Source organism: Burkholderia diffusa (assembly GCF_902499115.1).
Taxonomy (GTDB): Bacteria; Pseudomonadota; Gammaproteobacteria; order Burkholderiales; family Burkholderiaceae; genus Burkholderia; species Burkholderia diffusa.
The window spans coordinates 119,525-132,821 of record NZ_CABVPN010000019.1; the positions used below are offsets into that span (position 1 = coordinate 119,525).

General features: G+C 67.0%; 12 protein-coding genes. 4 read left to right on the plus strand and 8 right to left on the minus strand.

The features are described 5' to 3' along the window. Nucleotides 1–29 precede the first annotated feature (29 nt). Nucleotides 30–2,201 (minus strand): phosphocholine-specific phospholipase C, encoded by a 2,172-nt coding sequence (locus BTE28158_RS20300; RefSeq protein WP_151049710.1) that lies wholly within the window; start codon nucleotides 2,199–2,201, stop codon nucleotides 30–32. A 229-nt stretch (nucleotides 2,202–2,430) separates the two neighbouring features. On the opposite strand from BTE28158_RS20300, the gene BTE28158_RS20305 reads away from it, so the two are divergent. Then, nucleotides 2,431–3,339: a LysR family transcriptional regulator gene (locus BTE28158_RS20305; protein ID WP_059602989.1), complete on the plus strand. Its 909-nt coding sequence runs from the start codon at nucleotides 2,431–2,433 to the stop codon at nucleotides 3,337–3,339. 95 nt (nucleotides 3,340–3,434) lie between these two features. On the opposite strand, the gene BTE28158_RS20310 is transcribed toward BTE28158_RS20305, so the two are convergent. After that, complete coding sequence (locus tag BTE28158_RS20310) at nucleotides 3,435–5,075, minus strand: L-lactate permease (protein ID WP_151049712.1); 1,641 nt, start codon at nucleotides 5,073–5,075, stop codon at nucleotides 3,435–3,437. Between the two features lie 559 nt (nucleotides 5,076–5,634). Here BTE28158_RS20310 and BTE28158_RS20315 point away from each other — a divergent pair. Beyond that, nucleotides 5,635–5,946, plus strand: coding sequence for a DUF4148 domain-containing protein (locus BTE28158_RS20315; protein WP_124906056.1), 312 nt, complete (start codon nucleotides 5,635–5,637; stop codon nucleotides 5,944–5,946). Between the two features lie 91 nt (nucleotides 5,947–6,037). On the opposite strand, the gene gshA is transcribed toward BTE28158_RS20315, so the two are convergent. The 3 genes from gshA to ada form a co-directional block, all read right to left on the minus strand. Further along, nucleotides 6,038–7,651 carry a glutamate--cysteine ligase gene (gshA, locus tag BTE28158_RS20320; protein ID WP_170296439.1) on the minus strand — a complete coding sequence of 538 codons (1,614 nt, stop codon included), beginning with the start codon at nucleotides 7,649–7,651 and terminating at the stop codon, nucleotides 6,038–6,040. Between the two features lie 480 nt (nucleotides 7,652–8,131). After that, complete coding sequence (locus BTE28158_RS20325; RefSeq protein WP_151049715.1) at nucleotides 8,132–9,106, minus strand: DNA-3-methyladenine glycosylase family protein; 975 nt, start codon at nucleotides 9,104–9,106, stop codon at nucleotides 8,132–8,134. Continuing rightward, nucleotides 9,103–10,194, minus strand: coding sequence for a bifunctional DNA-binding transcriptional regulator/O6-methylguanine-DNA methyltransferase Ada (gene ada, locus BTE28158_RS20330; RefSeq protein WP_151049717.1), 1,092 nt, complete (start codon nucleotides 10,192–10,194; stop codon nucleotides 9,103–9,105). The genes BTE28158_RS20325 and ada overlap by 4 nt, the downstream gene beginning before the upstream one ends. A 451-nt stretch (nucleotides 10,195–10,645) precedes the next feature. On the opposite strand from ada, the gene BTE28158_RS20335 reads away from it, so the two are divergent. Continuing rightward, complete coding sequence (locus BTE28158_RS20335) at nucleotides 10,646–11,059, plus strand: VOC family protein (protein WP_059602970.1); 414 nt, start codon at nucleotides 10,646–10,648, stop codon at nucleotides 11,057–11,059. A gap of 10 nt (nucleotides 11,060–11,069) precedes the next feature. Here BTE28158_RS20335 and BTE28158_RS20340 read toward each other — a convergent pair whose 3' ends face one another. After that, the gene (locus BTE28158_RS20340) at nucleotides 11,070–11,624 is read right to left on the minus strand and encodes a YaeQ family protein (RefSeq protein ID WP_124627092.1); all 555 of its coding nucleotides are present in this window, start codon (nucleotides 11,622–11,624) and stop codon (nucleotides 11,070–11,072) included. A 175-nt stretch (nucleotides 11,625–11,799) separates the two neighbouring features. Then, a complete protein-coding gene (gene sap1, locus BTE28158_RS20345; RefSeq protein WP_059602967.1) occupies nucleotides 11,800–12,147 on the minus strand; it encodes a surface attachment protein Sap1 in 348 nt (115 codons plus the stop codon). A 146-nt stretch (nucleotides 12,148–12,293) separates the two neighbouring features. Here sap1 and BTE28158_RS20350 point away from each other — a divergent pair, with 146 nt between their 5' ends. Next, nucleotides 12,294–12,497: a hypothetical protein gene (locus BTE28158_RS20350; protein WP_170296440.1), complete on the plus strand. Its 204-nt coding sequence runs from the start codon at nucleotides 12,294–12,296 to the stop codon at nucleotides 12,495–12,497. Between the two features lie 209 nt (nucleotides 12,498–12,706). Here BTE28158_RS20350 and speG read toward each other — a convergent pair whose 3' ends face one another. After that, entirely contained in the window at nucleotides 12,707–13,249 is a 543-nt protein-coding gene (speG, locus tag BTE28158_RS20355) for a spermidine N1-acetyltransferase (protein WP_151049719.1), read from the minus strand. Nucleotides 13,250–13,297 lie beyond the last annotated feature (48 nt).

Sequence of the window (13,297 nt, forward strand, 5' to 3'; positions counted from 1 at the left end):
ACGCCGAACCGCACGACGCAGACCAGCCGTCAGGCCGTCTGCTTGACCGGGCCCGGATCGCTCTGGCTCGGCTGGCCCGTCTCGACGTGGCCCGCGAAGCGGCGCACGACATTGTCGTCGCCGCCGCGCAGCGTCGTCGCGGTGATCGTCAGATCGTACCAACCGTGGCTCGACGACAGCTCGAAGTGATCCTCGATGCGCTCGCCCGGCTCCAGCGTGTAGGTGCGCGCATGCGCGTGGCTGTATGCGTTGTCGACGACCACGCGGCATGCCGCACGGCCGCTGTTGCGCAGTTGCAGGTACACGTGGCGGTTGCGCACGTCGTAGCCGATCTTCGCTTCCGGGTTCGCGTGGCGGCCGTCCGCGGCCAGCCGCGTGTTGCCCTGGAATTCGCACAGATAGCCGTTCGGGCCATAGGCGGCGAGATGGTAGTCGCCGCGCGCGGCCGACGTGCTCCAGGTGTCGGCGAAACGGTCGTGCGAGGATACCGCGTAGCGGCGCGGCGGCGTCGCCGGATTGCGGCGGTCGTACACGTAGAACGCGGCGCCCGCGTCACCCGAGTTCGCGAAGTCGAGCGACACGCTGTCGTCGCGCCCGTTCACGCGGGCATGCACGAACAGCTCGTACGGCAGCGCGCGCGCCGGACGCGTGCCGGGCTCCTGCGCCGGCATCGACTGCTGCGCGGGCACCTGGTACGCCTGGCCGGCGGTGGCGATGTGCTGCGGCACCGTGAAGCTCACCGTGCGCGTATCGGGCCGCGCGGAGAAGTCGAATGCCGACGTGAGGTCGCCGCAGACCGACCTGCGCCATGCGCTGATGTTCGGCTCCTGCACGCCGAAGCGCGCTTCGAGGAAACGCAGCACCGACGTATGGTCGAACGTCTCCGAGCAGACCCAGCCGCCCTTCGTCCACGGCGAGATGATGATCAGCGGCACGCGCGGCCCGAGGCCGATCGGCTGGATGCCGCCCGGGTCCGCGCCCGGCACCAGCGGGCTCATCTCGCCCGGATACTTGTTCAGGTCGAGCAGTTCGTCGCCGAGGTTCGACAGCAGGTTCGACGACACGATGCCCTGGCCGCCTGCCCCGCTCGTGACCGGCGGCACCGGCGGCACGACGTGGTCGAACAGCCCGTCGTTCTCGTCGTAGTTGAGGATGAACACCGTCTTCGCCCACACCTCGGGGTTCGACGTCAGCGCCTCGAGCACCATGTTGATGTAGAACGCGCCGTCGGTCGGCGACGCCTGCGGGTGCTCGCTGTACTTGTACGGCGCGACGATCCACGACACCTGCGGCAGCCGGTTCGCCTGCACGTCGGCCTTCAGTTCGGCGAGCGTGTGGTCCGACGCGCCCTTGTCGACCAGCGGGCCGCTCGCGCCTTCCTTCACCTGGAACTTCTTGAAGAACATCAGCGAATTGTCGGTGTAGTTGTCGGTCGGGTCGCCCGGGATGCCCGTGCCGCCCTGGTACACCTTCCAGCTGATCTTCGCGTTCTCGAGACGTTCCGCGTAGGTCGTCCACGTGTAGCCGTTCGTGTCGTTGCGCTCGCCGATGCCGGGGCCGTTCGGCTGCGTGCCGTACACGTTGCGCGAGTCGATCGTGCCGGTCCACAGGTAGATGCGGTTCGGTGCCGTGTCGGCGTGCGCGGAGCAGAAGTACGCGTCGCAGATCGTGAACGCGTCGGCCAATGCGTAGTGGTAGGTGAGATCCTGGCGCTTCAGGTAGCCCATCGTCAGCACGTCCTGCTTCTGGTTCACCCACTGGTCCCACTGGCCGTTGTTCCAGGACAAGTGGCCGCTGCTCCAGCCGTGGTTGGTGCCCGGCTGGAATTCGGTCGTCTGCTTCGGATCGAGGTAGAACGGCAGCACGTACGGCGCGGACGGGTCGAGCCCGCGCGAATGGTAGTTCTTCGTGAACACCGACGCCGGCGGCTGCTGCCACACCGGCACACCGCTCGGCAGCAGGTGCGGGCGCGGGTCGTTGAAGCCGCGCACGCCGCGCAGCCCGCCGAAGTAATGGTCAAACGAGCGGTTTTCCTGCATGAAGATGACGACGTGTTCGACGTCGCGGATCGTGCCGGTGCGATAGGCGGCCGGCATGGCCAGTGCCTTGCGGATCGCGGGCGGGAAGCCGGCGTAGGCGGCCATCGCGCCGGCGGACTGGGCGGCAAGGCGCAGGAAATCGCGTCGATTGGTGGCGGACATGAAGAGGATCCTGTGGGTCGGTAAGGGTGGCGCCGGTCGAGCGGGGCCGGCGGTCGGTGCGTTGCCGCTATTACTCCGCACCGGCGTGTCCCGGCCGTGACCGGTTCCAGCAGGTTTCTTGCGCTCACCCCCAGCTTTTTTTCGAAGCGACGCCCGGCGCGCCTTTCATCCGGCCGACACATGCCTGCGCTACGCTGACGCGCGATGAAGAGGGGGGAGAAGCCGAGTCGTGTTCGATCAGCTGAAGGCGTTCCACGCGACCGTCCGGCAGGGCAGCATCACGCGCGCCGCGCGCCACCTGGGCGTCAGCCAGCCGACGATCGCCGCGCAGATCCGGCAAGTCGAGCAGTTGTACGGCGTCGAGCTGTTCTATCGCAGCGGCCGCAGGCTCGAAGTCACTGAAACCGGCATCGAGCTCCTGCCGCTCGTCGAGAAGATGATCTCGCTCGAGGCGCAGGCCGACATCATGCTGCGCAACGTCGGCGGCCTGTTCGAAGGACACCTGCGGATCGGTGCGACCGGGCCGTACTACATCATGGACGCGGTCGGCCGCTTCTCGCATGCGCATCCGTCGATCGCACTCACGTGCCGGATCGGCAATTCCGAGGAAATCCTGCAGGCGCTGCAGGAATTCCGCATCGACCTTGCCGTGTCGTCGCAGCGCAATGACGCGGAAGGCCTCGAATGCAAGGTGATCTCCACCGATCCGCTCGTGCTCGTCGTGCATCGCGACCATCCGCTCGCGCGCTTCGACACGATCGACGCCGCGCAGCTCGCGAACGTGCGGCTGCTGATTCGCGAGGAAGGGTCGGTCACGCGCCGCTGCACGGAGACGATCCTCGCGGCGGCCGGGGTCGCGCCCACGTCGGTCGCCGAGATCGGCAGCCGCGAAGCGATCCGCGAGGCGATCCTGCATGGCGTGGGCGGCAGCCTGTTTCCGCGCGGAGAGGCCGAGCGTCATCCGGACCTGCGCGTCGTCGCGCTGCGCGGTGTCGACACGACGATCGACGAATATGTGTACTACCTGAAGGCGCGCCGCCAGAGCCCCGCGATCGATGCGTTCCTCGCGTGCATCCTGCCGGCGCAGACCGCGACGCACGAGCCAACGCACGCGACGCGGCCGGTGAACGCGCGCTGAGCCGCCGCGCGTTCACCGGTTCGCGCATTTCCCTGCACCTCCGTGGTCATGTCCGGCGCGTGTCCCGCGCCTTCCCTCTTGCTTCCCGCCGTGTGTTACTTCGGCAGCGCCGGAATCATCCACGTGAACACGTGCTGCTGCAGGAACACGAGCACGCCGAGCAGCAGCGTGAGGATCACGCTGTGCCAGAACGTGCGCGCGAACACGACGCCTTCCTGCCCCTTCAGGTCGGTCGTCGACACGCCCGTGGCGATGTTCTGCGGCGAGATCATCTTGCCCATCACGCCGCCCGACGAGTTGGTCGCGGCCATCAATACCGGATCGAAGCCGAGCTGCCGCGCCGCGACCACCTGCAGGTTGCCGAACAGCGCATTGCCGGACGTGTCGCTGCCGGACAGGAACACCGCGATCCAGCCGAGCGACGCCGACACGAGCGGGAACAGCGCGCCGGTCGACGCGACGCCGGTGCCGAGCGTGTAGCTGATGCCCGAGTAGTTCAGCAAATACGCAAGCCCGACGATCATCATCACCGTGATGATCGCGATCCACGTCTGCCGCCAGGTCTTGACCACGCATTCGAAGAACGCGCCGACGCCGGTGCGCGTCAGCACGGCCGTGATGACCGCCGAGAGCAGGATCGCGGTGCCCGTGCCGAGCGGCTGGAAGTCCCAGATCGCCGCATACGGCTTGTGATACAGCGACACGAGCACCGCGTTGTGCAGGCCCGGCCACTTGATCTTCACGTCGCCGATCGCCGCGACGTTCGCATGCACCCAGACGATCACGACCACCGACACGACGATCCACGGCAGCCAGCCGCCGAAGCCCGCGCGCGCGGCGCCGGCCGCGGCGGGCGCGCTGCGTGCGAGCGCGTATTGCGGATCGGGCTGCGGCTTCCACACCTGCAGGAAGCCGATCGTGACGATCAGCGACGTGAGCGACGACAGCACGTCGGTGAGCTGGTAGCCGAGGAAGTTCGACGTGACGAACTGAGCGATCGCAAAGCTGCCGCCCGATACGAGCAGCGCGGGCCACAGCTTCGAGATCGAGCGCAGGCCGCCGTACGCGCCGACCACGTAGAACGGCAGCAGCAGCGCGAAGAACGGCAGTTGCCGGCCGACCATCGCGCCGAGCGTCGCGGGCGGCAGCGACGTGACCGCGCCGAGCACGGTGATCGGCACGCCGAGCGCGCCGAACGCGACCGGTGCCGTATTGAACAGCAGCGTGTAGGTGAGCGCTTCGAGCGCGGGGAAGCCGAGCGCGATCAGGAGCCCGCTGGTGATCGCGACCGGCGTGCCGAACCCGGAGATCCCTTCGAGCAAACAGCCGAACGAGAACGCGACGACGAGCAGCACGAGGCGGCGGTCGTCGGGCAGGTTGTCGAGCATCCACTGCCGGAACTGGTCGAAGCGGCCCGACTTCACCGCGATGTTGTACAGCAGCAGGGCGTTGAACACGATCCACATCACCGGCACGACCGCGAGCGCCATACCGGCGCCGACCGCGTCGAACGCGAGGCCGGCCGGCATGCCCCACGCACCGATCGCGACCGCGAGGCCGGCGACGAGGCCGGCGAGCGACGCCTGCCACGCTGGCCGGCGCAGCACGCCGAGCGCGATCAGTGCGACCGCGATCGGGACTACGGCGACGAGGAAAGACAGGAACAGCGAGTTGGCGACGGGCGTCAACGGCTGCGCGAACAGGATGCCGGGCGGCAGGGCTGCGGTGGGATTCATCGTGTCTCCGTTGTCGACCGGAGTTGGCGCTTCAGCGCCTTACTCCGGTCCCATGCTTCGCGGTCGACCGGAGTTGACGCTGCAGCACTTACTCCGGTCCCATGCTTCGCGGTCGACCGGGGCTGACGCTTCAGCACTTACCCCGGCCCCTTGCTTCGCGGTCGACCGGGACTCGCGCATCAGCGCCTGCGCACACCTCGATCCCGTTCGAACGTCTGTTCCACGGCCGCAACGATCATCCGACGCTTGCGCACGCAACCATGCCGCAGCGCCAACCGATCGGTCGCTTAAAAGAGGTTAGGAGGCGCATTGCGCTTCCACAAGGAGGGCAAGCCCGATGCGCGCGGTGCCGATACACGGCATCCGCCGCACGTTGAACGGCGGCTGGCGACCCGCTGAGGCGCGCGTCAGCAATCCGCCGGCGCAATGTTGCTCAACCGGAAAAGGTGACTGACGGGACGCGGGGTGTTTCGTTTGGCATCCGAAGCCTAGACTCGCTGCATCGATTCCGCCCGCGCCGACGAAGGCGCGGCTCCGGAACGCTCACGGAGCAAACACGATGAAAACCATGAAACTTGCGGCGTACGCGTTGGTGCTGATCGGCTCGGCCGTCGCCGCCCAGGCTCAGGCTGAGTCGACGCTGACGCGCGCGCAAGTTCGCCAGGAACTCGCGGAACTGCAGGCCGCCGGCTATCGGCCGAGCCTCGCCAGCGGTCCCGACTTTCCGCAAAACATGCAGGCGGTCATGCAGCGCGCCGCGCAGGCGCGCGGCGATGCGGCCGGCCACGGCAACGACGGCCACGCGAATGTGGAATCAGGGAAGCCGGCGCTGCCGCGCGTGGCCGATCGCGACACATACGCGCATCACTGAAGCGGCTGAAACCCGGCCGGGCGCGTGACCGCACCACCATCCGGCCCGCCGCCGGCCTGCCCGCCGCGCGATGCGCAGCGGGCGGCGGCCATCAAACGCTGAAGCGGTTCAGCGTATAGGCACGATAAGCCGCGACGAACGCATCGAACGATCCGGCCTCCTTCGCTTCCAGTTCGGCCTGCTCGGCCAGCGACTTCGCCGCGAGCGCCTGCTCGGTGCGCATCGTCTCCGCCGACGGCGGGTTCGCGCGGAAATGCGCGGCGTGCGCTTCGCTGTGCGCGAGCGCGAACGCGAGGAACGACTGACCGTTCTCGCGCATCGTGCGCAGCACGCGCGCCGACGGCGTGCGCTCCGGATCGGCGAGCTTCTCGCGCTGCGCGGCAATCGCACGCGCATGCTCGTCGCCGCCGCGGATCTCGTCCAGACGGCGCCCGACGGTCTCGATATCGGCCATCAGGTCGTCCGCCCACGCCTGCAGCGTGACCGGCTCACCGTCGCGCACCAGCGTGAGCCCCGGCTTGCGCCCTTCCATCGTCACGCTGCCAAAGTTCGCATTCGCTTCCTTGTACGCGTCGCAGTCGAGCGCAGGGCTGTCGTCGAGCGCGCACGCAAGCAGGAACGCGTCGATGAAGCGTGCGGTTTCCAGCGCGATGCCGGTCGGCTCGAACGGATCGATGTCGAGGCAGCGCACTTCGATGTACTGCACGCCGCGCGACGCGAGCGCATGCAGCGGACGCTCGCCCGAATACGTGATGCGCTTCGGCCGGATCGTCGAGTAGAACTCGTTCTCGATCTGCAGCACGTTCGTGTTGATCTGGATCCACTCGCCGTCGCGATGCGTGCCGATCGCCTCGTACGGCGGATACGGCTCGCTCACGGCCTTCGACAGCGCATCGAGATAGCCAGGCAGCGTGTTGTAGTCGACGTGCAGCGCAGCCTGCGCGGTCGTGTTCGAGTAACCGAGGTCGCTCATCCGCAGGCTGGTCGCGTACGGCCGGTACAGCGTATCGGCATCGAACGCGTCGAGCTTGTGCGGCTTGCCGCGCAGGAATTTCGCGTCGAGCGCGGGCGATGCGCCGAACAGGTACATCAAGAGCCAGCTGCGGCGGCGGAAGTTGCGGATCTGCGCGAGATAGCGCTCCGACTGGTAGTCGACGAGCGTGGCCGTCGAGCCCTCTTCCGCATGCAGGCGCCGCCACACTTCCTCGTGCAACGAGTAGTTGTAGTGGATGCCGGCGATGCACTGCATCGTGCGGCCGTAGCGATACGCGAGGCCGCGGCGGTACACCGTCTTCAGGCGGCCGATGTTCGACGTGCCGTAGTCGGCGATCGGAATTTCATCGTCGGCCGGCAGCAGGCCCGGCATCGAGTCGTTCCACAGCATCTCGTCGCCGAGCGACGCATACACGTAGCGGTGCAGATCGTCGAGACGTTCGAGCGTGATCGACGCGTCGCCTTCCGCCGGCGTGATCAGTTCGATCAGCGCTTCGGAATAGTCGGTCGTCAATGAAGGGTGCGTGAGGGCTGAACCGAGCGCGCGCGGATGCGGCGTGAACGCGATCATCCCGTCGCGCGTCACGCGCAGGCTTTCCTTTTCGATGCCGCGCAGGCCGTCGGGCAGATGCTGCCGCGTCGGGCCCGAGCTCAGCGCTTCGAGACGATTCAGCAGCAGTTCGGACTGGCGGTGAGTCATGGTGTTCGACATGGAGACGCAAGTGCGTGACGGCCGCGCGCGAAATGCCGCGCGCGGCCGGCTGGATTATTGGTCGCTTCGTTGGTAGCGGGCACTTTAACATCTCGCCGTAACACGCGCTTGAGGTGGCGCCGGGCGGTGCGCGCCGGCCGCGGCGGGCCGTCGGGCGGGACGATGGCAACGAACGCCGCGCGCACGGCTGACCGTCGTCGGCATCGACGGACGCAACAATCACGCGACATTCATCGGAGGGAACGTGAGCGACGAGCACGGCAGCGCCGTCAGGTGCAACCCGTTCAGCCGAAGCCGCGATGCATCGTCGTCACGGCCGGGCCAACCGTGCGCGCTGGGGCGTCAGACACCGGAGCGGGTTGATCACCGTCAAACGTCGCAACCATGAGGATCACCGACCGATCGCTGCCGGCGTGATGCCCCTTGCGCGTTGCGTCGCGGCCCTGCCCGGTCGCACCCGCCGGCCTGCGGCCAAGACCGTCATCCGCCGCGCGCGCCGCCGGCCCGGTCCGCCACGTCGTTCCACAAATGAAGCGCCGCATACGCACGCCACGGCCGCCAGCCTTCGGTCCGGCTTTTCTGGCTCGCGAGCCGGTCGAGCGACGGATCGCGCGCCGCGATCGACTGCATCAGCACCAGATCGGACGCCGGCCACGCGTCCGGGTCGCGCCACGCGCGCATCGCGATGTATTCGACGGTCCACGGGCCGATGCCGGGCAGGTCGAGCCACGCGCGACGCAGCGTCGCAAGATCGGCCTGTGCGGGATCGAGCGGCACGTGGCCGGCCGCCACCGCGCGCGCCATGCCCGTCAGCGCCGCGGCCCGCTTGCCCGGCATCCCGATCTTCTCCAGATCGCATGCGGCGAGCGCGTCCGGCGTCGGAAATCGCCAAGCGGGGGCGCCGTCCGGCGCCGCCATGCCGTCGTCGTGCACGACGCGCTCGCCGGCCCGCTGGACGAGCCGGCCGACGATCGTCGTCGCCGCCTTCACGCTCACCTGCTGGCCGACGATCGCGCGCACCGCGAGCTCGAATCCCGACCAGGCGCCCGGCACGCGCAGCCCCGGCGCGGCCTCGACGAGCGGCGCGAACCACGGGTCGCGCGCGAGTCCGCCGCCGATCGCGGCCGGGTCGGCGCCGAGGTCGAACATCGATGCGACGCGGTGCGCGAATGCATCGTCGACATGCCGCGCGGCCGCCCCTTCGAGCGTCGCGATCAGGCAATGCCGGCGCGGATGCTTCGTGACGACGAGCCTGCCCGCGTCGCCGTTCAGATCGACGATCCGGCGATACATGCCGTCGACGACCTGTTCGACACCCGGAATCGCCCGTCCGCTGAAGAAGCGCAGCACGCGCGCCCAGTCGTACGGCGCCTTGAAGCGCAGCGCCATCTGCACGGACGGCGGCACGTGGCCGCCGTTCGCGAGCGATGTCGTGGTGGTTTTGTCGATGCTCAAACTGCGTTGCCCTCCGCAACGGCTTCGGTTTCATCGTCGCGCACATGGCGCGCCTCGGACGCGAGCAGCGTCGCCTTGCGGCGCACGCCCCAGCGATAGCCGGCGAGCGCGCCTCCCTTCTGCACGACACGGTGGCACGGGATCGCGAGCGCGACCGGGTTCGACGCGCAGGCCGATGCGACGGCTCGCACCGCGCGCGGCGAGCCCAGCGCCTCGGCGATCTCCGAATAGCTGCGCGTTTCCCCGTACGGAATGTGCGTCAGCGCTTCCCACACGCGCTGCTGGAACGCGGTCGGCGCAATGTCGAGCGGCAGGTCGAACGCGTGCCGCGTGCCGTCCAGATACGCGCGGATCTGCGCGACGAACGGCGCAAGCCGCGACGGAGATTCGACCAGCTCGGCACGCGCGAACGCGTCCTTCAGTTCGCCGACGAGCGACGCCGGTTCGTCGCCGAACGCGATCCGGCAGATGCCCTGTTCGGTCGCGGCGACGAGCACCGTGCCGAGCGGCGTCGACGCGGTCGCATAATCGATTCTCGAGCCGGCGCCCTGACGACGGAACGCGGACGGCGCCATCCCCAGCTCGCGCGGCACCGATGCGTAGAGCCGCGACGGCGAATTGAACCCCGCGTCGACGGCCGCCTGCGTGACCGGCTGCCCGCTTTGCAGCGCCTCGCGCAATGCGGCGCCGCGCTGCGCGGCCTGATACTGCCGCGGCGACACGCCGACCACGCGCTTGAACAACCGCTGCAGGTGGAACGGGCTCACGTGCACGGCGTCGCTCAGCTGCTGCAGCGTGAGCCGCTCCGGATGCGCGTCGAGCACCGCGCACGCGCGGTTGACGATCTCGAGCTCGCGCGGCAACCCTTCCGGCTGGCAGCGCTTGCATGGGCGGAAGCCGGCCGCACGCGCGGCGGCCGGATCGGCAAAGAAGGACACGTGCTCGCGCCGCGGCAGCCGCGACGCGCAGCTCGGGCGGCAGAACACGCCGGTCGTGCGCACGGCATAGAAGAACGCGCCGTCCGCATGCGGATCGCGGGCGGTCACGGCGCCCCAGCGGGCATCGTCGGTCGAATAGGCGGCTTTCATCTGAACCTCGCACTCTCCAGTGTAGATGGTGCCTACTCTAGACATCGGCATGGGCCGTCGCGCCCTGAATCTTGCTCTGTGATTCGCGCCGGCGAAACCCGAGACTAACTCGGGGAAACAATCGGGGGCACATCGAACTCGTTCAATCGGACGAAAAGCCACGCAGCCGCTGCGTCCACGCCGCTTTCGTCATCATCGCGTCACCATTTTGCTGCAGTGCGGATGCGACAAATCGCCGTGCTGACCATTTTTTACACTCGGAATATTGCAACGCACCATCGCCGTGTGTATAGTTGGAACTGTCTCCTCCATGTCTCCTCCTGATATGGATTAAGCCCGTTCCGCTCTGCGTGAACGGGCTTTTTTTCGTCCGTCGATCGTGCCCGTTCCGGCATGCGTCGCCGGCGCGGTCTACACTCGGTGCACGCCATCCGCGAAGGAGTGCCCGCTCATGAAACCGACCATCCGCGCAATCGATCACGTCGTGCTGCGCGTGACCGACATGGCTGCGATGACGCGCTTTTACTGCGATGCCGTCGGCTGCCACGTGGAGAAGGAACAACCCGACCTGGGCCTTGTACAGTTGCGCGCCGGCGACGCGCTGATCGACCTGCTGTCGGTTGGCGGCCCGATCGACCGTCCCGACAGCGGCCCGCCCGGCACCGGCCGCAATCTCGACCATCTATGCCTGCGCGTCGAGCCATTCGACCCCGATGCACTGATCGAACATTTCGCCGCACATGGTGCGCGCCCTGGCGCGCCCGCCGAACGCTACGGTGCAGGCGGCTACGGGCCGTCGATCTATCTGTTCGATCCCGAAGGGAACATGCTGGAATTCAAGGGGCCACCCGCCGCGCTCGGCTGAGCGCCGGCCGTCACGCGCCGGCGCGCGCCTTCAGGACCGTCCATTCGACCGCGACGGGATCGTGATCGGCGCTCGAGATCCAGGCGGCGCCGTCCTGGACCGTGCACTGCAGGCGCATCGTACGCTCGGCGAGACGCCCGAGCGCGGCCGCGACGCCGTCGGCCAGCGACAGCACCTGGACGTTGCGCAGTCGCTCCACCTTGCTGCGCACGCCCTGCCACCAGATGTCCGAGGTCTTGCCGCCATACGCGATCACGGTGACCTGCCCGGCGCGGCCGGCCGCCTTCGAGATGCGCCGCTCGTCGGGCTGGCCAGCCTCGATCCACACGTCGATCGCGCCGGTCAGGTCCTTCTGCCACAGATCGGGTTCGTCGACGTCCGACAGCCCCTTGCAGAACTCGAGACGCTCGTGCGCGAACAGCGCGAACGCGACGATGCGCACCATCATCCGGTCGTCGGTTTCCGACGGGTGACGGGCGACCGTCAACGCGTGATCGGCGTAGTAGTGCCGATCCATGTCGGCAATTTGAAGCTCGGCTTTGTAGATCGTGGATTTCAGCGCCATGCGGATACGGCCCGGGCGGGCATTCGGTTCGGTCGGGCCGTGATGATACCGAATGCGCGCCGCCCGGCGCGTGACGGGCGCTCCACAGCACGACGGCCCGGCATCGGCCGGGCCGCGTTCGTGCCGCGCCACCGGCAGTTCCGGCCGGCGCGCGGGTGCGAGAGGTGCGTGCGGGTTACTGCTTGACGAAGCGCGAATCGGTCCAGAGGCCCTGCTGGTCGCTGTTGTCGGCGCTGACGAACTGGACGTCGCCCTGATCGACCGACACCACGCGGAAGCGCTGGCCTTCCGGCACCGACAGGCAACGGTAGTCGTCGAAGTATTGCTGCTTCGCCTGCGACTTGCCGTCACGCTCGTGACTCAGTACGGAGTCCAGATTGTCTTTCGAGAGACAGCCCCATGCATTCTTCGTCAGCTGGATTTCCTGCTTCGGCTGGACAGCCGCATCGCCGCCCGCCTGGGCGATCGACACCAGGGAAAATGCGCCGACAAGGGCGAAAAGGACACCGGTACGCTTCATCATGTTCTGTCTCCAGGCTTGCGGGCACCAGGCTCGGTTAGCTATGTGTTTAAAGGTGATCGTGAACCCGCGTTTTTCAATTTAGAAGACTGGCAAGCGATAGCAAGCACATTTGTTGTGCGACCGCAATAGCGGCGAATTGTCGCACCGTGCGCACCTCCGATTTTTTGCTTGCCGCGCACGCGCGGCGGCGGCTGTCATCAGGCGAATTCGCCCGCGCCGCCGGGCGCAATGCGTTGTCCCGCAAGACCGTCAGCGAAATTGCAATACGCCGGTTGAACGGTTTGGATAATTCATTTCAATATCCAAACCATTTTGATGCGTTGCACACAAAGTCATCCGAAACGATATGAATTTACCGCAGTGCGGAACCGGATTTACCTGATACAAGAAAAATGCCAGGTATAAGCGCACTCGTATTTACCCGTATTTACCCGTATTTATCCGTATTTATCCGTATTTATCCGTATTTACCCGTATTTACCCGTATTTTCCCGAATGGGCCGTGCGCCCGCAGCGCGTGGCCGAAGGCCGTCTTCACCCGTGTTTTACCCGGCGTTATTCAGACCGATTGCGGCCGCTCGAAATAATCGAGCTGGAAGATGCACATGCGATAAGCGTTGTGATACGCGCCGTTTCCGAAAAATTCTTCCTTCAATTCCGCCTCGTGCTGGAATCCGCATTTCTCGTACACGTGGATTGCCGCCGCATTCGACGTATCGACGATCAGGTACAGCTTGCGCATGTTCAGCACCTTGAACGCATATTCGATCGCGAGGCGCGTCGCCTGGCCCGCATAGCCACGCCCCTGGCACTGGGGCGCGATGATGATCTGGAACTCGCCGCGACGGTGAATGTAGTCGAGCTCGATCAGCTCGACGAGGCCGACCAGTTCGTCCTGAGGATCGACCGCGACGAAGCGGCGCTCGCGCTGGTCGTGCACGTGGCGGTCATACAGTTGCGACAGCTCGGAGAATGTTTCGTACGGCTCCTCGAACCAGTAGCGCATGATCTTCGCGTCGTTGTTCAGCTCGTGAACGAAGCGCAGGTCCTGACGCTCCAGCGGCCGCAGTGCAAGCGTGTGCTTGTCGTTCTGGAGTTGCATGGTCGTGTCCTTTTTGATGCCCGCGTGCGCGTGAAACGTCCGTGCCGC